Source organism: Algoriphagus algorifonticola (assembly GCF_007655305.1).
GTDB classification, from domain to species: domain Bacteria; phylum Bacteroidota; class Bacteroidia; order Cytophagales; family Cyclobacteriaceae; genus Algoriphagus; species Algoriphagus algorifonticola.
On record NZ_VLOG01000019.1, the window covers coordinates 14,488 to 35,517 of the forward strand.

Sequence of the window (21,030 nt, forward strand, 5' to 3'; positions counted from 1 at the left end):
AGCATCTGATTAAAATATTGTTGAGAAAAGATGTCAGATGTATAGGATTATCATGTAAATGGTCTGGTATTACAGGAAAAGGAATAATATAATTCCTATCTTTGCGCCTTCAAAAAAAAGAAGCTAATACATGATTTCAGTAGATAATCTTTCCCTCAAGTTTGGAAAAAGAACCCTTTTCGAGGATGTCAATCTCAAGTTTACTCCCGGCAATTGCTATGGTGTGATTGGCGCAAACGGTGCGGGTAAATCTACCTTTCTTAAAATACTCTCCGGAGATATAGATAGTACCTCAGGATCCATCAACATCACTCCTGGTCAAAGAATGGCTGTTTTGAAGCAGAACCACTTTGAATTTGATGAAATGGAAGTTCTTAAAACGGTTTTGATGGGCCATAAAAAGCTGTATTCCATCATGTCTGAAAAAGATGCTATCTATATGAAAGCTGATTTTTCTGAGGAGGACGGAATCAGAGCTTCTGAGTTGGAGGCGGAATTTGCTGAAATGGATGGTTGGAATGCAGAATCTGATGCCGCTGCTCTACTTTCAGGCTTGGGTATTTCTGAAGACTTGCACTATCAGCCAATGAAAAACCTGGCGGGTAATCAAAAGGTGAGAGTGCTCTTAGCTCAGGCTTTATTCGGGAATCCTGATATCTTGATTTTGGATGAACCTACCAACGACTTGGATGCTGATACCATCGTGTGGTTGGAAGATTTCTTGGTCAACTTCAAAAATCTTGTTATCGTAGTTTCTCACGACCGTCACTTTTTAGATGCTGTATCAACACACATTGTAGACATAGACTTCGGAAAGATTAAGATTTACTCTGGTAACTATACATTCTGGTATGGGTCTTCCCAATTGGCATTGAAGCAGCGGTCTGATCAAAACAAGAAAGCTGAAGAAAAGCGAAAAGAATTACAGGAATTCATTGCCAGATTCTCTGCCAACGTGGCAAAGTCCAAGCAGGCAACTGCTAGAAAGAAGATGTTGGAGAAGTTGAATGTGGATGATATCGAGCCATCTTCTAGAAAGTATCCGGGCATTATGTTCAAACCGGAAAGAGAAGCCGGGGACCAGATTTTTATGACAGAAAACCTGGAATTAAAGCAGGATGGGGTTACTTACTTTACCGATGTAAATCTAATGGTAGACAAAGGAGATAAAATTGCCTTTATCTCTAAGACCAAACAGGCTGTAAATAAATTTTTCCAAACTATTATGGAAGAGATTCCTGCTACCAAAGGCTCTTTCAAATGGGGGGTTACGATCAACAAGGCCTACTTGCCGAATGATAACTCCAAGTACTTCAATTCAGATCTTAACTTGATCGATTGGTTGAGACAATATTCCAGCAATCAGGAAGAAGCATACGTTAGAACCTTCTTGGGAAGAATGCTTTTCACTGGGGAAGAAACTTTGAAAAAATGTACGGTTCTTTCCGGTGGTGAGAAAGTTCGATGCATGATCTCTAAGATGATGTTGCAAAATCCTAACCTATTGGTAATGGATGAGCCTACTAACCACTTGGATTTGGAATCTATTACAGCTTTCAACAATGCGGTTATTGAGTTTCCCGGAACGGTCTTGATGTCATCTTATGATCATGCTTTTGTACAGTCATCTGTCAATAGAATCATAGAATTCACACCAAATGGAACTATCGATCGCAGAATGCCTTACGATGACTATTTGGAAAGTGAGGAGATCAAGGCACTTCGCGAGAAAATGTACGCTAAAAGTTAATTTGCCTTGCTGCTTCTTGCCATCATAGCTTATCTCGCTATCACGGTGGGAATCGGGGCTTGGTCTTCCAAGCTGGTTAAAAACTCCAATGATTTTGTATTAGCGGGAAGATCTCTCCCGCTTTTTCTTTCTGCCTCTGCCCTATTTGCGACTTGGTTTGGCTCAGAAACTATCTTTGGAGCATCCTCCGTATACCTAGAGGAGGGCTTGATTGGAGTTATTGAAGACCCTTTTGGAGGAGCACTATGCTTGGTTTTATTTGGGATGTTTTATTTACGCCCTATGTATAGAATGGGAGTTCTTACTATCGGGGATGTATTTAAAAGAATTTTCGGCAAAAGGGTTGAGTTTTTTGCTTCGGTTTTCATGATTCCAGCATACTTTGGCTATGTAGCGGCTCAACTTGTTGCATTGAGTTTGGTGCTGGGAGCAGTAACTGATTTAAGCCTTTTGGAAGGAATTCTCATTGCCGCGGGAATTGTAGTATTCTATACATTTTTGGGAGGCATGTGGGCTATATCAATTACCGATTTCATCCAAACCACTATGATCGTCATTGGACTGGTTTGGGTAGCGATATTGGTAGCACAGGAAGCAGGAGGAGTTCAGCAGATCCTATCTCAAGCTCCAGATGAAAGTTTTCAGTTTTTTCCTGAGCCCGATTTCACTTCCTGGGTCAATTATTTTGGAGCTTGGATCATTTTGGGCTTAGGCTCTATTCCATCTCAGGATATTTATCAAAGAGTCATGGCTTCCAAATCAGAAAAAGTAGCCGTACGCTCCACCTATTTGGCGGGGACCTTTTACTTGACTTTTGGCTTGTTGCCTTTATTTATCGCTTTGGGCGCTAAGGTGCTCTATCCGGAACTTTATTTAGAAAATAAGCAAATGCTTCTCCCATCCATGATATTAAGGCATGGGGGCTTGCCTGTACAGATTGTCTTTTTTGGGGCTTTAATTTCAGCAATTATGAGCACCACGAGTAGTGGGCTTCTGGCGCCTGCTGCCATCATTTCAGAGAATATCATTAAGCCCTATTTTGGAGACAGACTGGATGACAAACATTTCTTATGGATTCTAAGATTGAATGTGGTTTTCGTAGCCATCATAGCAACAGGAATGGCAAGTTGGGAATCCAATATTTATGAATTAGTCGCTGGAGCCTCTATCTTGATGCTAGTATCTTTATTTGTACCCTTGACAGCAGGCCTTTATTGGAAAAACGCTTCCAAGATGGGTGCCTTGATGTCTATGGTAATTGGCATGATCGTTTATTTGGTCATTTCCAACTTTGAGCTTTCTGTAGATGCTCATATATATGGACTATTTGCCAGCATTATTTCCATGATAGCAGGAAGCTATTTCTTCCCTGACAAAGCAAAACCGAACTATGAACTATCCTAAGATAATTTTAAAAAAAGGAAAAGAAATTTCACTCATGCGAAAGCATCATTGGGTTTTTTCAGGTGCCATTGCACAAATGGACTCTGATCTTGAATCCGGTCAACTGGTGGCTGTTTATTCTTCTAGGAATACTTTTTTGGGAATAGGTCATTTTTCCCACGGCTCAATCATGGTCAGGATTATCAGTTTCGAGGAAGAGCAAATTGACCTTTCCTTTTGGAAGAAAAGAATCCAATCAGCTTATGAATTGAGAAAGGCTTTAGGACTGATCAATAATCCCGAAACCAATGTCTACAGGCTAATTCATGGAGAGGGGGATCTACTGCCGGGTTTGATTGTAGATTTTTATAATGGAACGGCTGTCATCCAAGCACATCATGTAGGTATGCATGCACATATTCGAGAGATTGCCGAAGCAATTCAGGAAGTATACGGCAAGGATATTCAAGGAATTTATGATAAAAGTTCAGAAACCCTCCCAAAAAATCTGGGCATCAGCAGCAATGAATGGGTTTGGGGACAAGCCTCCACTGATTTAGTAAAAGAATACGGAGCCACCTATAAAATTGACTGGGAAAAAGGGCAAAAGACTGGCTTTTTCATTGATCAAAGAGAAAATAGAAAGCTTTTAGCATCTTATTCCAAAGGAAAAAAAGTCCTGAACACCTTCTGTTATTCTGGTGGATTTTCAGTTTTAGCGCTCTTAGAAGGAGCAAACGAGGTGCATTCTGTAGATATTTCTCCAAAGGCTATTGAACTGACAGAAGAGAATATCTCGCTCAATCCTCAAATCCAGGGATCCCATGAGTCGAAGGTGGCAGATGTGGTAAAATACATTCGGGAAATTGGTGACGATTATGATCTCATTGTGCTGGATCCTCCAGCTTTTGCCAAAAATATCAAAGCAAGACATAATGCTGTTCAGGCTTATAAAAGACTGAATGCAGAGGCATTGAAAAAAATTAAATCCGGGGGAATTCTATTTACATTTTCCTGTTCTCAGGTAGTCGATAAAATTCTATTTGCCAATACCATTACAGCTGCAGCTATGGAAACTGGCAGAAAAGTAAAAGTGCTACATCACTTAAGTCAGCCGGCTGATCATCCGATCAATATTTATCATCCGGAAACTGAGTATCTCAAAGGCCTGCTTCTTTACGTGGAGTAAATTTCAAACAATTTTAGTCGAGTATTATTTCTTTTGGAGTAATTTCACCCTATAAACATCATCGAATATGTATACAGGAATCCAACATTTACACTCAGGACTTGCTTATTTGGCTCTAATCGCCTTGATCATCGTCATCGTTTTGATGCTAATCGGTTCTCTCAGTGGAAAAGAATTCACAGAAAAGGACAGGAAAATCGCAATGGTCGCATTTATTCTTGCCCATACCCAATTGTTAGTGGGTTTGATTTTGTACTTCGTCAGCCCAGTTGGATTTAGCCTATTAACTTCAGGTGGGGCAATGTCTGACCCAGCTGCCAGATTAACAGCTTTAGAGCATCCATTAATCAATATCATTGCTATCGTATTGATCAGCATTGGTTATATCCGAGCTAAAAAACTGCAAAGCGACCGAGCTAGGTTCAGAAGTGTTTACATGATGTATGCCATAGGATTGGTATTGATTCTTAGCAGAATTCCTTGGGCTAATTGGTTAGGGTAATCGCAAAACCTGATTCTCCGCAGTCGTGCCAGTATTCATATCTTCTTTGCTTATCCTAATGGAAGACCGAAAGCAGGAGACCCAGCCACTGGCAGGCGAAGCTTCTGTGATTTTGATCCTTTGGTCTAATTCTAAGTTATATTTATAATCTTATTGGTAAGAACGAATACACACAAATTCCAAAAAAAACCGAAGTTTTACCAACTTCGGTTTTTTTATATTCTTGAAAACCCGAGCCCCTCCTCTCTCCTTTATTCTCTCGACTCAAGCTTCTCGCTACTCCCTCAAAACCCTCCTTTTATCTGCTCTGCTATTTCTGCCAATTCTTCCTTCTCCAATTTGAGTTTAGGTCGGGTGAAATTGATATCATCCATGGTTTTCAAAGGAACCAAATGCACATGGACATGAGGCACTTCCAATCCGATTACTGCTACTCCAATACGGGTACACTTGATTGTTTTGTCCATAGCTTTCGCCACCTTTTGAGCAAAAGTCATTAAACCGGATAAAACCATCGGCTCCAAATTAAAGATATAATCTACTTCCTGCTTAGGAACTACCAATACATGTCCTTTTACCAAAGGCATGATATCCAAAAAGGCGATGTAGTTTTCATCCTCAGCGATGATATGTCCGGGAATTTCCCGATTGATTATTTTTGTAAATATGCTTGCCATAATAGTCTAAAATAAAAAAATCCCGGCAAAACCGGGATTCCTGACTGTTAATATTTTAAATCAATAAGAAATCTCTAGAACTTCAAACTGAAGCTTTCCTGCTGGAGCGTTGATTTCGGCAATATCTCCCACAGTCTTACCTACTAAACCTTTTCCAAATGGAGAGGCCAAGGAAATTTTCCCCGCTTTCAAATCAGCTTCTTCCTCAGATACCAAAGTGTAAGAAACAGTCATCCCATTCTTTACATTTTTGATTTTTACCGTGCTCAAAATCCCAACTTTAGATTGGTCCATTTGAGAGTTATCCAAAACTCTGGCATTCCCTACCACTGCCTCTAATTTGGCGATTTTAAGTTCCAATAAGCCCTGTGCATCTTTTGCAGCATCGTACTCGGCATTTTCGGATAAATCACCCTTGTCACGTGCCTCTGCGATCTGCTTTGCAATATCAGATCTTCCTTTGGTCTTCAACTCGTGAAGTTCATCCTTCAATCTCTTAAGACCCTCTTCTGTGTAGTATTGTACTTTTGACATAAAATATCACTTTGTTAAGTAGGTACAAAAAACAAAGTAACGGTCGCGTGAAAGGGACCGTTACCTTGTTTTCTTCCTGAATTTGTAAAACAAAAATAGAAAAACTCTAATCAGAAAGCAAAATTGCCTCAAAAATAAAAGCCTCCTGTTTTTTCACTCAATTCACTAATTAAAAGCCTTTTTTATCCTCTTTACCAGAACTTTATTGATTTTTTCATAGGATTCAAAAGTCCAACCAGCAACATGTGGACTAAATATTACATTATCTCGAGCGGCCAGTCTTTCAAACTCCTCTTTTTGCTTATCGGTAAACTTCTTGAATTTTTCATTTTCCAGAACATCCAAAACAGCTCCTCTTAATATCCCTTCATCCAATGCTCTATTAAGTACCTCAAAGCTGATGACTTCACCCCTTGCGGTATTGATCAGCCAAAAAGGTTTGGAGAAGCTTTTTAATTCTTCGTAGGTGAAAAAATTCCTGGTTTCCGAAGTCAATGGAATGTGCAAACTTAACACGTCGGACTCTGCTTTGACTTTTTCCCAAATGACTTCCTCTACCTCTTCCGAACCAAAGCCCAATTTATATTTATCATAGGCCATCACACGAACTCCAAAACCTTTAAGTCTTTTGGCAAATTGGCTTCCCATATTGCCATAACCCATGATCCCTACCGTTTTCCCCTTTAGTTCATGTCCTCGATTTCCTTCTCTATCCCAGATTCCTTTTCTTACTTCGAAGTCTGCTTTGATGACATGATTGAACAAAGCTAATAAGCCTCCTATTGCATGCTCTGCTACTGCGTCCCGGTTTCCTTTGGCAGCGTGGAATAATTTGATTCCCCGCTCCACCAAGTACTCCAAATCAATTTGATCCAAACCGGCTCCAGCTCGGGCTATAAATTGCAATTGACTGGCCTTTTCCAATAATTCCCTATCCATGGGAGTTTTAGAGCGGATTACAAGCCCATGATAATCTGCTACTTTTGCCAGTATCTCAGCTCTGGAGATTTTAGGCTCATAATCTACCTGATGACCTTCATTTTCCAATAAATCGATGATGCTCAAATGCATCTCGTCTATAATCAAAATCTTCATTTACTTACAAATTGAGTAAGAGCATGGCTACTCCAAAGTAAACAGCCAAGCCTAATAAATCATTGGTGGTGGTGATGAAAGGACCAGAAGCTATGGCCGGATTGATGCCAAACCTGTTCAGAACCAGCGGGGTAACTGTCCCCATAAATGAGGCTAATAATACTACACAAAATAAGGCAATCCCGACAGTAACTCCGAAGATTGGCTCAAAGCCATAAAGAAAAACAACCACCAAAAAAACAAAACCTCCCAGTACAACTCCATTGATCAATGCAATTAGTAAGCCTTTAAAAAATCGCTGAAATGGTGTGTCATCAAATATGGATTTATTGGCAAGGGATTGAACGATCAAAGAGCTTGCTTGAATCCCTACATTTCCTCCAGTAGCGGCCACGAGCGGGATAAAAGAGGCCAAAGCTAAATATTTATTCAAGCCTTCTTCAAAAAAACCGATGATTTTAGCCCCCATCAATCCCCCCATTACACCAATCAATAGCCAAGGCAATCTTGCTTTGGTAATCATAAAGATGGAATCAGACTCTTCAATATCTCCAGAGATACCTGCCATAGCCTGGATATCCTCATCAGCTTCTTCCTGCACTACGTCAAGGATATCATCGACTGTGATTCTACCCACCAATTTGTTTTTGGCATTGACAACCGGGACGGATTCCAAGTCATATTTCCGCATGATGGCAGCTACCTCTTCCTGATCCATATAGGTAGGAACTGAGATCACCTCCTCCTCATAAATATCCTCTATCTTGGTATTCTCACCAGCTAGGATAATCCGCTTTAGAGAAACTCTCCCCAAGAGCTGTTGCCTATTATTAACTACGTAAATGGAAAAGATCTTTTCAACATTCTCTGCCTGGCGGCGAATCTCATTGATGGTTTGGATGACATTCCAGTTTTTATTGGCTCGGATAAATTCCTTGGCCATGATACCCCCGGCAGTGTCTTCTTCGTAGCGCAACAAATCCAAGACTTGCTCAGACTTGAGTTTATCCTGAAAATGAGAAATAACTTCTTCCCGCTCACGCTCACCCAGTAAGTTTAAAATATCCGCTCCGTCATCCGAATCCATCAATTCGATGTAAGATGCTATCTCAGCTTCATTGATTTCTTTCAAAACCCTGAAAAGCGTATTGTCATCCAACTCGATCAGAATATCAGCAGCTGTCTGTTTGGTTAAAGCACGGAGCACATATATCGACTCCTCCATCGACAGCTCGTCGAGAATGGCTGCAATATCAGCTACATTTACCCCTTCCAAAGACTCCTCGATGAACACGAGGTCTTCAGACTCGATCGCCAACCTAAGGCTTTCTAGGTATTCTTTTGAAAGTTCAAATTGCTTAATGATTTCCACGGGAAGCTTCGATTTGTTGGGTTAAAAACACAAAATCAGCCACATCTAACTGTTCTGCTCGCTTATCCAAAATTGAATGGCTTTTAAACTCCTCAGCAAGCTGAAATGATTTCAGAGAATTGCGCAAAGTCTTTCTCCTATTTCCAAAACCGCCTTTGACAACCTGGAAGAAAAGCTTTTCATTACAATCCAGTTTTTCTGTTTGGTTTCTTGTCAAGCGAATCACTCCGGAATTTACTTTCGGAGGGGGATTGAAAACACCTGGAGGAACGGAAAACAAATATTCTATAGAATAATATGCCTGAAGCAAAACAGACAAAATACCATAATCTTTATTTCCTTTTGGAGAAGCAATTCGCTGCGCGACTTCTTTCTGAAGCATGCAAACTACCTCAGTCACTTTTTGCCTTTCTTCCAAAACCCTAAAAAAGATCTGAGAAGAAATATTGTAAGGGAAGTTTCCGGCTATGGCATAACGCTCCGGTAAAACAGCATCTAAATTCTCCTGTAAATAATCCCCTTCTATGATTTTTCCTCCAAGCTGGGGATATTTCTGATGCAGATAGGCTATGGACTCAGAATCAATATCTATTAGATATAGTTCCATGGGGTTTTTCAACAGAAAATCTGTCAGCACTCCCATCCCGGGGCCGATTTCCAATACGCAGCCTACATCTCCGTGGCCTTGGACTGCTTGAGCTATTCGCTCGGCAATACTAAGGTCGGTTAGAAAATGTTGGCCCAGATGTTTTTTGGGTCTGACGTTCTGCATCGAATAGCTCAGATAAATTTTTATAAATTGCAGCCTAAAATTAAGACAATATTCCTAAAGGCCTAAGTTCAAGATTAGGCCATTCTTTTCAACAATCAAGTTTTTATGAGCGCTAAAATTTCAAAACCCATAATAGGGATCAGCATAGGGGATATCAATGGCATTGGGGCAGAAGTAACTATGAAGGCTCTTCAGGACAATAGAACTTATAAAAACTTTACTCCATTGATCTATGGCCATGGAAAAGCTCTGAGTTTTTACAGAAAGCTTCTCAGCATGGAAGATTTCAATTTTGTGCAAATTCGGTCACTGGATGAAATTCAGCATAAGCGAGTAAATGTGATCAATGCTGTAGAAGAATGTCCGGAGATTATCCCTGGCGTAGAAACTCAGGAAGCTGGTAAAATGGCTCTAGAAGCGCTAAAAATGGCAGTGGAAGACTTAAAGGCTGGAAATATTCAGGCTTTGGTCACTGCTCCATTGAATAAAAACAACATCAACTCTGAGGATTTCAAATTTGTAGGACACACTGAATTTTTAACCGAAGCTGTTGGTGCGAAAAAAAGCTTGATGTTTATGGTGGCAGAACAATTGAGAGTTGGTTTGGTCACTGGACATATTCCTCTATCAAAAGTAGCTCAAGCCGTAACAGGAGAGAAGATTAAAGAAAAAGCGAATTTAATGCTACAAAGTCTGGAGAAGGATTTTGGGATTGCCAAACCAAAAATTGCAATTTTGGGATTGAATCCTCACGCCGGAGAAGACGGATTACTTGGAGAGGAAGAAGAAAAAGTAATCAGACCTGCTATCAATGAATTGAAAGACCAAAACAAACTGGTTTTTGGTCCCTACCCTTCTGATGGTTTCTTTGGAATGGTACATCAAAGTAAGTTTGACGGGATTCTAGCAATGTATCATGATCAGGGGCTAATTCCTTTCAAATCAATAGCATTTAGCAATGGAGTGAACTTCACAGCAGGACTACCTGTTATCCGTACTTCGCCGGATCATGGCACTGCTTATAATATTGCAGGAAAGAATCTGGCAGATGAGGGGTCGATGCGGGCAGCCATTTATTTGGCATCCGATATCATCCAATACCATGAGTCATTAGTCGAGGAGGAATAATTATTTCAGTTTAACCAAATATTATTTCCCTGACTATTTTAGATAAAACAAAATTATACCTATTTTTGCGGTCTTAAATCAGAAGGAGGAAGTGTGAAATTCTTACGAAGCTTTGATATTGAGGTAATTAAGTTCAAAGAAGGACAGCACGAAATCGAATTTCTGATTGACGATCAGTTCTTTTCGGCTTTCGAGGATAATGAACTGGTTGAGAAAGGCAAGTTGACCACAAGGGTCATCATGCACAAAGGAGCAAATTTGATAGAGATGGAGTTTGATATTGCAGGTCATGTTAGACTGACTTGTGATAGAAGTCTCGAAGAATTTGATTATCCGCTTGAAATTCAGGAGGAGATCATTTTCAAATATGGCTCTGAAGAAAAAGAAATTGACGATAATATCTACATGATTACAAGGGATACTCCTTCAATCAATGTAGCTCAGTTGATTTACGAGTTTATCTTATTGGCTATTCCAGCCAAGAAAATCCACCCTGATCACCGCAATGAATTGGATGAGGAAGACGATTCCGATATAGATGGACAATACATTTATATTGATGATCAGTCAGACTGGGAGGAAGAAGAGGAAAACTCAGAAGAAAATGAAGACACACCGGTAGATCCCCGTTGGGAGATGCTGAAAAAATTAAAAAAATAAAGAACGAGAAATCATAAACCACGCATAAAATGGCACATCCTAAACGCAAAATTTCGAAAACCAGAAGAGATAAAAGAAGAACTCATTACAAGTTAGAGGCTCCTGGTATGGCTAAATGTCCTACAACTGGCGAAATGCACCTTCCTCACAGAGCTTTCTGGTTGGACGGTAAGTTGTATTACAAAGGTCAGGTGATCATCGAAAAAGAAGTATTGGCTTAATCCAATATTTAACTCATAAAATTGAAATCCATCCCCGAAACGGGATGGATTTTTGTTTTTCAGCTAATTCCAAGACTCATTTAACCAATGACTTAGCTGTCATAAACGGATTAATTTTGGTGGTAAGAAGCAATTGTAATATTTTTGACCTTCCTTAGCAAAACCTATCAACCTAAGAAAATCAAAGACTTTTTGAATTGTCTTTGGAAAAACAAAATCAAATGGAGCAACTTAGAGCCATGATCACCGGGATTCAGGGGTATGTACCTGAATACCGTCTGACTAACAAAGAACTTGAAAAACTGGTCGAGACCAATGATGAATGGATCACCTCGAGAACAGGAATCAAGGAAAGAAGAATTCTCAAAGGAGAAAACCAAGGATCCTCGGTAATGGGTGCAGCAGCAGTCAAAGGACTGTTGGAAAAAACCGGTACCGACCCAATGGATGTGGAATTGATCATCTGTGCGACTGTCACTCCTGACATGCCATTTCCGGCAACAGCCAACATCATAGCAGACAAAGTAGGAGCAAAAAAGAGCTTCAGCTTTGATATTTCTGCTGCATGTTCAGGTTTTCTTTATGCACTTCAATTAGGGGCTCAATTTATTCAGGCGGGAACCCACAAAAAAGTAGTGGTAGTAGGTGCTGATAAAATGTCATCCATCGTAGATTATCAGGATAGAACAACCTGTATCCTCTTCGGAGACGGTGCAGGAGCAGTACTACTTGAAGCTACCACCAGTGAATATGGTATCAGAGATGCGATTTTGAGATCTGATGGATCAGGAGAACCTTACCTGCACATGAAAGCAGGAGGAAGCCGTAAGCCAGCCACTCATCAAACAGTTGAAGCAAGAGAGCATTTCGCCTACCAAGAAGGCTCAACAGTGTTTAAATTTGCTGTAACCAACATGGCAGATGTAAGTGCTGAAGTGATGGAACGAAATGGATTAACTGGAGACGATGTAGCTTGGCTTGTTCCCCATCAGGCAAATAAGAGAATAATAGATGCCACAGCCAACAGAATGGGAGTAGGTCCAGAAAAAGTAATGATGAATATTGAACGCTATGGTAATACCACTGCCGCCACTATTCCACTTTGTCTTTGGGACTATGAAAGTCAACTCAAAAAAGGAGACAATTTGATTTTGGCTGCTTTTGGCGGTGGATTTACCTGGGGATCTATTTATGTGAAATGGGCTTACGACCCGAAATAAGGAAAAAATAAACTCAAATATATATGGCAAGTACTGCAGATTTTAAAAATGGATTGTGCCTGGAAATGAACAATGATATTTGGACCATTGTAGAATTTCAGCATGTAAAGCCAGGAAAAGGAGCTGCTTTCGTCAGAACAAAATTGAAAAGTCTTACCTCTGCCAAAACTTTGGATAAGACTTTCAACGCAGGTGAAAAGGTAACCACTGCGAGAGTTGAAAAAAGACCGCATCAATTCCTATACAAGGATGATATGGGTTACAACTTCATGGATACCAATACCTTCGAACAAATCATGATCGAAGAAAAACTGATCGAGCGTTCTGATTTATTGAAAGATGGTCAGCTTGTGGATATTTTGATCCATGATGAGACTGAAACTCCACTTTCTGTGGAATTACCTCCATTTGTTGAATTGATGATCACCTATACCGAGCCGGGTATCAAAGGTGATACTGCAACTAATGCCTTGAAGCCGGCAACTGTTGAAACAGGTGCTACTGTGATGGTTCCTCTTTTTGTAGATCAGGACACCATGATCAAGGTAGACACTCGTGATGGTTCTTATTCCGAACGAGTAAAATAAAATCAAAAGCTGTGTGATTTTAGTAAATTACACAGCTTTATTGTTTTAAACCCAACCCTGCCGAGAGGCAATCCAAAACATGAAACCTATGAAAGCAAAAGAAATTCAGGAATTAATCGACTATATCTCGAATTCTGGTCTGGCTGAAGTAAAAATCAAAACAGAAGAATTCGAACTTTCTATCAAGAAATATGCAGAGTCTGCTCAAGTGAGAGTGGTGGAATCAGCTCCAGCTCCCCAGCAAGCTGCAGCACCTGCTCCAGCGCCAGCGCCAGCACCTCAACCTGCTGCTTCTGAGGCTCCAACTGCGGCAAGCTCTAATTTGGTAGAAATCAAGTCCCCGATGATCGGAACCTTCTATCTTACTCCTAACCCAGATTCTCCCGCATTTGTAAATGTAGGTGACACCATCAAGGCTGGACAGACCGTGTGTATCATCGAAGCGATGAAACTTTTCAACGAAATCGAATCCGAAATTTCCGGTAAGATTGTAAAGATCTTAGTATCCAATGCAACACCAGTTGAATACGATCAACCATTGTTCTTGGTAGATCCAGCAGGTTAATTTTTCCACTAAAAATAAATCGCTGTGTTTAAAAAAATATTAATAGCCAACCGAGGTGAAATTGCTTTAAGAGTAATTCGAACTTGCAAGGAAATGGGAATCAAAACTGTAGCTGTATATTCAACAGCGGACAAGGATTCCCTGCACGTTCGCTTTGCAGATGAAGCAGTTTGCATTGGTCCGGCTCCAAGTAGAGAATCTTATCTCAATATTCCCAGAATAATTGCCGCTGCTGAAATCACCAATGCAGACGCTATTCATCCGGGTTATGGGTTCCTTTCTGAGAATGCCGAATTCTCAAGAATTTGTGATGAATACGGAATTAAATTCATTGGAGCATCTCCGGATATGATCGCCCAGATGGGTGATAAAGCTACTGCTAAAGCAACCATGAAAGCAGCAGGTGTACCGACTATTCCAGGTTCAGAAGGTCTTTTGGACTCCATCGAGCAAGGCTTAAAACTGGCCAATGAAATGGGTTATCCGGTTATCCTAAAAGCAACTGCAGGTGGCGGTGGCCGAGGAATGAGAATTGTTAAAGAAGACAAAGATTTCAAAAAAGCATGGGATGATGCAAAAATGGAATCCGGAGCTGCCTTTGGCAATGATGGATTATATCTTGAAAAATTTGTTGAGGAGCCTAGACACATTGAAATTCAAATTGTCGGTGATAGCAGAGGAAAAGCATGTCACTTATCGGAACGAGACTGCTCTATTCAGAGAAGACATCAGAAGCTGGTAGAGGAAACCCCTTCCCCATTCATCACAGATGAACTTCGGGAAGCTATGGGTAAAGCCGCTATCAAAGGCGCTGAGGCTATTGGTTATGAAGGAGCCGGTACCATAGAGTTCTTGGTGGACAAAGACAGAAACTTCTACTTCATGGAGATGAATACCCGAATTCAGGTAGAGCATCCAATTACAGAAGAGGTGACTGATTTTGATCTGATTAAAGAGCAAATCAAGGTAGCTGCAGGTGAGAAAATCTCAGGAAGAAATTACTTCCCTAAACTCTTTGCAATGGAGTGTAGAATCAATGCAGAAGATCCTGCTAATGGTTTCAGACCAAGTCCGGGTAAAATTCAAAATCTTCATATTCCAGGAGGACGTGGAGTTCGGGTCGACTCCCATGTATATGCAGGTTATGTCATTCCACCAAACTATGACTCCATGATTGCCAAGTTGATCGTAAGTGGTCAAAGTAGAGAAGAGGTGATCGTAAGAATGAAAAGAGCCTTGGAAGAGTTTGTAATTGATGGTATTAAAACCACTATTCCTTTCCACATTGCTTTGCTCGAAAATGAGCAATTCAAGGCAGGAAACTTTACTACCAAATTCTTGGAATCATTTGATTTCTCAGTGATAAAGAGCTGATATTTAATAAATAAAAATAATTAGAGCCACCTTCTCAGGTGGCTTTTTTATTACCTTGGTAAATAAAAATTAATCAAAAACGACTTATACTTTTTTAAAATTTTTCCATAACTTGAAATACCAAAATAATCCCTTTTATGGTTTTCAAGAGGCGAAATATTTATGCTTTAATTCTTATAGTTCCATTTTTCTGGTCGTGTGAACCTAACAGTACAGAATATGACTCGCTGGAATCCATAGACCAAGTCAGCTATAATTTCCATATTAGACCCATATTATCTGATAAGTGCTTTACTTGCCATGGTCCTGACGCTAATAAAAGAGAAGCTGATCTTAGATTAGACTTGGAAAGTTCTGCATTTCAAGCCTTGAAAGAAAATCCCGGGAAATTTGCTTTGGTCTCAGGAAAACCTGAAGAATCGGAAGTGTATCATAGAATCAGTTCCCTAGATCCTTCGGAAATGATGCCTCCTCCTGAATCCAACCTACAGCTGAGCGAAAGAGAAATTGCACTGATTAAAAAATGGATAAAACAAGGCGCAAAATACGAACCTCATTGGGCTTTTGTAAGAGCAGAAAAGAGCAAACTCCCTCCAAAAACCGAATGGACCAAGAATGAAATAGATCAATTCATCCTTCAAAAGATGAAGGAAAAGGGTTTAAAGCCTAATCCAAAAGCAGAATACTATGAATTGATCAAGCGTGTGAGTCTGGATTTGACTGGACTTCCCCCTAGCCCAGCGATTCTACAGCAATTTTCTGACCTGGACGAGTCTAGCAATTATGAAAACCTGATAGACAATCTATTGGAAGAAAAGTCTTTTGGAGAAAAACTGGCAATTCTATGGATGGATATTTCCAGATATGCAGATAGTTACGGGTACCAGGATGACAATATTCGCACCCAGTGGCCATACAGGGATTGGGTGATCCATGCATTAAATTCCAATCTTCCCTATGATCAATTCATCACCTGGCAGATTGCAGGAGATTTATTGCCCAACCCAACCAAGGAGCAGATTTTAGCTACCGCTTTCAATAGAAACCATAAATACACTGAAGAAGGCGGTGTCATTGATGAAGAATATAGAGTAGAATATGTGCTGGATAAGACCAATACCTTTAGCAAAGGAATATTGGGCATTACTATGGAATGTGCTCAGTGCCACGATCATAAATATGATCCATTCTCTCAGAAAGAATATTATGAATTTTTCGCCTTTTTCAATAATAGCCCGGAAAAAGGCTACGAGGGAGATGTGAGTATTTCAAAGCCCGCTAAAACTCCCATTCTTTGGATAGAACGGGAAGACTTGGGCGGAATTTTAGACTTCATCAATTATCCGGACACAAGCAAATTATCTGTTTCTGTCATGGGTGAGTTAGAAGGTGAGAAAGCCAGAACAACCTACATTTTGGATAGAGGAGTGTATGATGCTCCCACTAGTCCGGTGAAACCTTCTACGCCAGCTTCAATCCTTGAATTCTCTACTAATCTTCCCCAAAACAGACTGGGCTTAGCCCAATGGGCTACCAATAGAGATAATCCATTGACAGCCCGAGTTTTTGTTAATCTTATTTGGCAGGAAATATTCGGAACTGGAATAGTCAAATCAGCGGGAGATTTTGGAATGCAGGGAGACCTTCCCTCCCACCCGGAATTACTGGATTGGCTCGCTGTAGATTTCATGGAAAATGGCTGGGATATCAAGCGTTTAATGAAACAGATTGTCAGCTCTGCTACCTATCAGCAATCCGCCAAAATCACTAATCAACACCTGAATAAAGATCCTGAAAACATTCAAGATCTGGTTCTGGCCAGTAGTGGGTTATTGGTTAATCAGGTGGGTGGACCTAGCGTTAAACCCTATCAGCCAGAAGGCACCTGGGAAGCTGCATCTTCAGGTCGTGGAGTTTTGGCCACCTACGTTCAGGATCATGGAAAAAGCCTTTATCGACGAGGACTTTACAATTTCATCAAACTCACTGTTCCTCCACCCAAAGCCATCATATTTGATTCAAGTAATAGAGATAGATGCGAGGTAGGAAGAGGGAGAACCAATACTCCGTTGCAAGCTTTGGTCATGCTTAATGATCCTTTAATTCTCGAAGCTTCTAGAGTATTAGCTTCCAGATTAATGACTCAGGAAACTGAATCCAAAACTGCAATAGAAGAGGCATTTCTAAGAATTCTATGCCGGCCAATGAGCTCAAAAGAATCGAGGCTTTTGCTGAGTTATTATGATGATCAGCTAGAAAGGTTTCAGTCCAATCCAAGCCAGATAAAAGAAAGCTTAGAGGTAGGAGAATATCCTCTGGAAGAAAAACATATCAATGCCGAGACTGCTGCTTTGATGCAGGTAATTGTGAGCCTCTACAATCTGGAAGAAACAATAACCAAAATCTAACATGGAAAAAGAAATCTTAGAACAGGGATTAAATCTCAATAGAAGAAAATTTCTTTCCAGATTAAGTCTTGGACTTGGGAGTGCAGCTTTGGGTTCTTTGTTGGTTCCTGATCTTTTTTCCGGCAGAAGCGAGTCCGAGGATGCACTTATGGCAGCTCTTCCTCACTTTGCACCTAAAGCAAAGCGGGTCATCTATCTTTTTCAAAATGGTGCCCCATCCCAATTAGAATCTTTCGATTACAAGCCTCTTCTGCAAAAAAACTATGGACAGGATCTCCCAGAGTCCATTCGCATGGGGCAGAGATTGACGGGAATGACCGCAGGACAGGAAAAATTCCCTTTGGTGGGATCCTATTTTGATTTTCAACAATACGGGGAAAGCAGAGCATGGATTTCGTCTATTTTTCCTCATACAGCCAGCATAGTGGATGATATATGCATAGTTAAGTCTATGCATACAGAGGCAATCAATCATGATCCTGCCTTGACATTTTTCCAAACTGGTGCTCAAGTTGGTAATCGTCCTAGTATGGGCTCTTGGTTAAGTTATGGCCTGGGAAGTGAGAATAGCAACTTACCGGCATTTTGTGTACTACTAAGCAGAGGAAAAGGAAATGGACAGGGAGTTTATTCTAAGCTTTGGAGCAATGGATTTTTAGATGCAACTCATCAGGGTGTACAATTTTCAAATTCCGAAGACCCGGTCTTATATCTGAAAGACCCTAAATCCATGAGCCGGGATGAGCGCAGAAAAATGCTGGATCAGATTGCTGCAATGAATGATTTGAGTTTCCGCGAGTTTAATGATCCTGCCATCACTGCAAAGGTTCAGCAATATGAAATGGCCTATAGAATGCAGACTGCTGTTCCTGAAATCACAGACGTATCTAAAGAACCCGACTCGATAATCAAATTATACGGACCAGACTGTTTGGTTCCAGGAACATATGCTGCCAATTGTCTTTTGGCCAGAAAACTTTCCGAGAGCGGAGTTCGATTTGTTCAATTATACCATCAGGGTTGGGATCAACACGATAACTTACCCAATCAAATGGCTATGCAAGCCAAAGATGTGGATCAAGCTTCTGCGGCTTTGATCACAGACTTGAAGCAAAGAGGTTTATTAGACGAAACTTTGGTGATATGGGGTGGAGAGTTTGGCCGAACCAATTATTGTCAAGGCAAAATCCAAGTGGAAAACTACGGGAGAGATCATCATCCTAGGGCTTTCTCCATTTGGATGGCAGGAGGAGGAGTAAAATCCGGAATGGTGTATGGTGAAACAGATGATTTCGGTTACAACATCGCTGAAAACCCAGTACATGTCCATGATTTTCAAGCCACTGTTTTACACCTTTTGGGCATAGATCATGAGAAGTTGACATACAAACATCTAGGCAGAAGATATAGACTGACTGACGTATCCGGCAAAGTAGTGAAAGATCTGATCGCTTAATTTATGAGAGAAAAATCAACGCTCCGTAACCTGCTTGAAAATTGTCTTTTTGTTTGGCTAGGGCTCAGTATTGTACTCAGTCTTGCTCCAGAAAGCACGGAGTTTCCGTCCTTCTTTCAAGTTGTAGGCAGATCCCATCCCCTACTCTTGCATTTTCCTATAGTCCTACTCCTTGCAGGCATCATATTTTTCTTGGTACCCAGTCTTCGCAACAACAATGAGGTCAAAAATATCGGTGAGCTGATCTTTCTTGCAGGAGCTAATTTTGCAGGAATTACCGTAATCGCAGGTTTAATTTTGGCAAAAGAAGACTACGAGGGAGAGGCTCTAAATTGGCATCAATGGGCTGGATTTCTGGTATTCGCTTTTTCTATTTTCATCTATTTTTTCAGAAATATCAGCTCCAAAACCATAGGCTTTTCTGCCATAATTTTAGCCTTAGGAGTTATTTTAACAGGGCATTGGGGAGCTAATCTTACGCATGGGGAAGACTTTTTATTAGCCCCATTAAACACAGAAAAAAGTCAAGTTCCTACCTTGGCGGAAGCAGAGGTGTTCAGTGATATTGTTCAGCCTATTTTAGAGGCTAAATGTGTGTCTTGCCATAGAGAGGGCAAAATTAAAGGCGAATTAAGGCTGGATCATTTAGAAGGAATTCAAAAGGGAGGTAAAACAGGGCCTTTCGCATTGGCCGGAGATTTGGAAAACTCCATGATGGTTCAGCGCATTAGCCTCCCGATAGATGCAAAGGAACATATGCCTCCTAAAAACAAGGCTCAACTCTCTGAAGAAGAATTGAGTATTTTAAAGGAATGGGTGGCGAATGGGGCGAAATTTGACCAGAAAATGGAAGAGTTGGAAAAGGAAAGTAAATTATATCAATTTGCAAGCTTGCGTTTTCAGCCAGAAACCTCCTATCAGTTTGAGGCTGCTTCACCTGAAACTGTAGAGGAACTCAACAGTTTTTATAGAACGGTCAAGCCACTTTTCCCTGAATCACCCGCTTTGGCTGTTTCTTATTTTGGGATAGCTGCTTTTAACCCTTCCTCCCTCAAAGATTTGAAGAAGGTAAAAACACAAGTGGTAGAACTAAGTCTCAACAAAATGCCATTGGAAAATCTGGATTTAAGCTTTTTGGAAGATTTCAACAACTTGGAAAAGCTTTCACTGAATTTTTCCGGCCTATCCACACAACAAATCGCCCAACTGGAAAAATTATCATCCCTTCAAGAATTAGCGCTTTCAGGAAATAACCTACAGCGGGAAAGTGTCAAAATTCTGTCTCAAATGAATCATTTGAAAAAGCTTTTTTTGTGGCAAACGGGGCTTTCGGATTCTCAAAAAAATGAGTTGAAAAAAAACCTTCCAACCACAAGAATTGATTTTGGATTTGACGGGAAAGGGATAATTTATGAATTAAATCCTCCTAAAATTTCACAAGCAAAAACACTTTTTAAAGACAGTTTGGAATTAGTGCTCAGTCATCCGATTCCATTGGCTGAGATTAGATACACTTTAGACGGGACTGAGCCTGACAGCCTCAATAGCCCCATCTATTCGGGACCTATTTGGGTCGATCAATCCGGAAAAATACTAACCAAAGTCTTTGCTCCTGAATGGAAAAGTTCACCAGCCGTATCCTCAGTATATATGAAGTCAGGCCTGAGTCCTTCTGATTCAAAACTTCTAAATGCTCCAAATCCAAGATATCAAGCTCAGGGAGCCAGTACCCTTTTTGATCAAATCAAGGGAAAAAACAATCATACTTCCGGGGAATGGCTGGGCTACAGTGAACAAGCCTTTGAGGCTGAGTTTGAGATCCCTGAAAATCAGCGGGTAGAAAGTTTGGGTTTGAGCTTATTATATCATGAAAGTGCCTATATCTTCCCTCCTACGCAGGTGGAAATATTTAGTTGGGAAGATGGCAGATGGAAAAGTATCCTTCGGGATCAACCCAAACAGTCTGAAAAAATTGGTGAAATCAGATCAGAACTTCTTCAATACCAAATTCAAGGCAAAAGCCCTCAAAAAATAAAAGTCAAGCTCAATCCAATTTCCTCACTCCCTAACTGGCATCCCGGAGCCGGAGCGAAAGGATGGGTATTTATAGACGAGATTTTATTGAATTGAAAGGTTT

The 21,030-nt window shown here is 40.5% G+C and carries 19 protein-coding genes; 14 read left to right on the forward strand and 5 right to left on the reverse strand.

The features are described 5' to 3' along the window. The first annotated feature begins 130 nt into the window (after positions 1–130). The 4 genes from FL972_RS03715 to FL972_RS03730 all read left to right on the forward strand — a co-directional run bounded on the left by FL972_RS03715 (position 131) and on the right by FL972_RS03730 (position 4,824). On the forward strand, positions 131–1,750 hold the full coding sequence (locus FL972_RS03715; RefSeq protein WP_144603746.1) for an ABC-F family ATP-binding cassette domain-containing protein: 1,620 nt from the start codon (positions 131–133) through the stop codon (positions 1,748–1,750). A gap of 6 nt (positions 1,751–1,756) precedes the next feature. Beyond that, entirely contained in the window at positions 1,757–3,154 is a 1,398-nt protein-coding gene (locus FL972_RS03720) for a sodium:solute symporter family protein (protein ID WP_144603749.1), read from the forward strand. Further along, positions 3,141–4,322, forward strand: a complete 1,182-nt coding sequence (locus FL972_RS03725; RefSeq protein ID WP_144603751.1) for a class I SAM-dependent rRNA methyltransferase — start codon at positions 3,141–3,143, stop codon at positions 4,320–4,322. Before FL972_RS03720 ends, FL972_RS03725 begins: the two co-directional genes overlap by 14 nt. 67 nt (positions 4,323–4,389) lie before the next feature. After that, the gene (locus FL972_RS03730; RefSeq protein ID WP_144603753.1) at positions 4,390–4,824 is read left to right on the forward strand and encodes a hypothetical protein; all 435 of its coding nucleotides are present in this window, start codon (positions 4,390–4,392) and stop codon (positions 4,822–4,824) included. Between the two features lie 284 nt (positions 4,825–5,108). Here FL972_RS03730 and FL972_RS03735 read toward each other — a convergent pair whose 3' ends face one another. From FL972_RS03735 to rsmA, 5 genes are all read right to left on the reverse strand, one after another. Next, complete coding sequence (locus tag FL972_RS03735) at positions 5,109–5,501, reverse strand: HIT family protein (protein ID WP_144603756.1); 393 nt, start codon at positions 5,499–5,501, stop codon at positions 5,109–5,111. A gap of 60 nt (positions 5,502–5,561) precedes the next feature. Beyond that, positions 5,562–6,035, reverse strand: coding sequence for a transcription elongation factor GreA (greA, locus tag FL972_RS03740; RefSeq protein WP_091655243.1), 474 nt, complete (start codon positions 6,033–6,035; stop codon positions 5,562–5,564). 165 nt (positions 6,036–6,200) lie between these two features. Then, a complete protein-coding gene (locus FL972_RS03745) occupies positions 6,201–7,130 on the reverse strand; it encodes a 2-hydroxyacid dehydrogenase (RefSeq protein ID WP_144603758.1) in 930 nt (309 codons plus the stop codon). Positions 7,131–7,134: 4 nt separating this feature from the next. Next, complete coding sequence (gene mgtE, locus FL972_RS03750) at positions 7,135–8,502, reverse strand: magnesium transporter (RefSeq protein WP_144603760.1); 1,368 nt, start codon at positions 8,500–8,502, stop codon at positions 7,135–7,137. After that, positions 8,489–9,274, reverse strand: coding sequence for a 16S rRNA (adenine(1518)-N(6)/adenine(1519)-N(6))-dimethyltransferase RsmA (gene rsmA / locus FL972_RS03755; RefSeq protein WP_144603763.1), 786 nt, complete (start codon positions 9,272–9,274; stop codon positions 8,489–8,491). The genes mgtE and rsmA overlap by 14 nt, the downstream gene beginning before the upstream one ends. Positions 9,275–9,379: 105 nt before the next feature. On the opposite strand from rsmA, the gene pdxA reads away from it, so the two are divergent. From pdxA to FL972_RS03805, 10 genes are all read left to right on the forward strand, one after another. After that, entirely contained in the window at positions 9,380–10,402 is a 1,023-nt protein-coding gene (gene pdxA / locus FL972_RS03760) for a 4-hydroxythreonine-4-phosphate dehydrogenase PdxA (protein ID WP_144603765.1), read from the forward strand. A 93-nt stretch (positions 10,403–10,495) separates the two neighbouring features. Continuing rightward, complete coding sequence (locus FL972_RS03765; RefSeq protein ID WP_144603767.1) at positions 10,496–11,062, forward strand: YceD family protein; 567 nt, start codon at positions 10,496–10,498, stop codon at positions 11,060–11,062. Between the two features lie 29 nt (positions 11,063–11,091). Beyond that, complete coding sequence (gene rpmF, locus FL972_RS03770; protein WP_091655237.1) at positions 11,092–11,283, forward strand: 50S ribosomal protein L32; 192 nt, start codon at positions 11,092–11,094, stop codon at positions 11,281–11,283. 221 nt (positions 11,284–11,504) lie between these two features. Further along, entirely contained in the window at positions 11,505–12,503 is a 999-nt protein-coding gene (locus tag FL972_RS03775; RefSeq protein WP_091655265.1) for a beta-ketoacyl-ACP synthase III, read from the forward strand. A 23-nt stretch (positions 12,504–12,526) separates the two neighbouring features. Beyond that, a complete protein-coding gene (efp, locus tag FL972_RS03780) occupies positions 12,527–13,090 on the forward strand; it encodes an elongation factor P (RefSeq protein WP_091655236.1) in 564 nt (187 codons plus the stop codon). 88 nt (positions 13,091–13,178) lie between these two features. Then, positions 13,179–13,655 carry an acetyl-CoA carboxylase biotin carboxyl carrier protein gene (accB, locus tag FL972_RS03785; protein ID WP_144603770.1) on the forward strand — a complete coding sequence of 159 codons (477 nt, stop codon included), beginning with the start codon at positions 13,179–13,181 and terminating at the stop codon, positions 13,653–13,655. 24 nt (positions 13,656–13,679) lie between these two features. Beyond that, positions 13,680–15,029 (forward strand): acetyl-CoA carboxylase biotin carboxylase subunit, encoded by a 1,350-nt coding sequence (accC, locus tag FL972_RS03790; RefSeq protein ID WP_091655235.1) that lies wholly within the window; start codon positions 13,680–13,682, stop codon positions 15,027–15,029. 137 nt (positions 15,030–15,166) lie between these two features. Then, positions 15,167–17,437 (forward strand): PSD1 and planctomycete cytochrome C domain-containing protein, encoded by a 2,271-nt coding sequence (locus FL972_RS03795; protein WP_144603771.1) that lies wholly within the window; start codon positions 15,167–15,169, stop codon positions 17,435–17,437. A gap of 1 nt (position 17,438) precedes the next feature. After that, complete coding sequence (locus tag FL972_RS03800) at positions 17,439–18,893, forward strand: DUF1501 domain-containing protein (protein WP_144603772.1); 1,455 nt, start codon at positions 17,439–17,441, stop codon at positions 18,891–18,893. A 3-nt stretch (positions 18,894–18,896) separates the two neighbouring features. Then, positions 18,897–21,023, forward strand: coding sequence for a c-type cytochrome domain-containing protein (locus tag FL972_RS03805; protein WP_144603773.1), 2,127 nt, complete (start codon positions 18,897–18,899; stop codon positions 21,021–21,023). Positions 21,024–21,030 lie beyond the last annotated feature (7 nt).

What these genes read in the sequence shown, in the direction of transcription:
- FL972_RS03715 (WP_144603746.1), top strand. Translation starts at nt 131, where the DNA reads ATGATTTCAGTAGATAATCTTTCCCTCAAGTTTGGAAAAAGAACCCTT.
- FL972_RS03725 (WP_144603751.1), top strand. Translation starts at nt 3,141, where the DNA reads ATGAACTATCCTAAGATAATTTTAAAAAAAGGAAAAGAAATTTCACTC.
- FL972_RS03730 (WP_144603753.1), top strand. Translation starts at nt 4,390, where the DNA reads ATGTATACAGGAATCCAACATTTACACTCAGGACTTGCTTATTTGGCT.
- FL972_RS03735 (WP_144603756.1), bottom strand. Translation starts at nt 5,501, where the DNA reads ATGGCAAGCATATTTACAAAAATAATCAATCGGGAAATTCCCGGACAT.
- greA (WP_091655243.1), bottom strand. Translation starts at nt 6,035, where the DNA reads ATGTCAAAAGTACAATACTACACAGAAGAGGGTCTTAAGAGATTGAAG.
- FL972_RS03745 (WP_144603758.1), bottom strand. Translation starts at nt 7,130, where the DNA reads ATGAAGATTTTGATTATAGACGAGATGCATTTGAGCATCATCGATTTA.
- rsmA (WP_144603763.1), bottom strand. Translation starts at nt 9,274, where the DNA reads ATGCAGAACGTCAGACCCAAAAAACATCTGGGCCAACATTTTCTAACC.
- pdxA (WP_144603765.1), top strand. Translation starts at nt 9,380, where the DNA reads ATGAGCGCTAAAATTTCAAAACCCATAATAGGGATCAGCATAGGGGAT.
- rpmF (WP_091655237.1), top strand. Translation starts at nt 11,092, where the DNA reads ATGGCACATCCTAAACGCAAAATTTCGAAAACCAGAAGAGATAAAAGA.
- FL972_RS03775 (WP_091655265.1), top strand. Translation starts at nt 11,505, where the DNA reads ATGGAGCAACTTAGAGCCATGATCACCGGGATTCAGGGGTATGTACCT.
- efp (WP_091655236.1), top strand. Translation starts at nt 12,527, where the DNA reads ATGGCAAGTACTGCAGATTTTAAAAATGGATTGTGCCTGGAAATGAAC.
- accB (WP_144603770.1), top strand. Translation starts at nt 13,179, where the DNA reads ATGAAAGCAAAAGAAATTCAGGAATTAATCGACTATATCTCGAATTCT.
- FL972_RS03795 (WP_144603771.1), top strand. Translation starts at nt 15,167, where the DNA reads ATGGTTTTCAAGAGGCGAAATATTTATGCTTTAATTCTTATAGTTCCA.
- FL972_RS03800 (WP_144603772.1), top strand. Translation starts at nt 17,439, where the DNA reads ATGGAAAAAGAAATCTTAGAACAGGGATTAAATCTCAATAGAAGAAAA.
- FL972_RS03805 (WP_144603773.1), top strand. Translation starts at nt 18,897, where the DNA reads ATGAGAGAAAAATCAACGCTCCGTAACCTGCTTGAAAATTGTCTTTTT.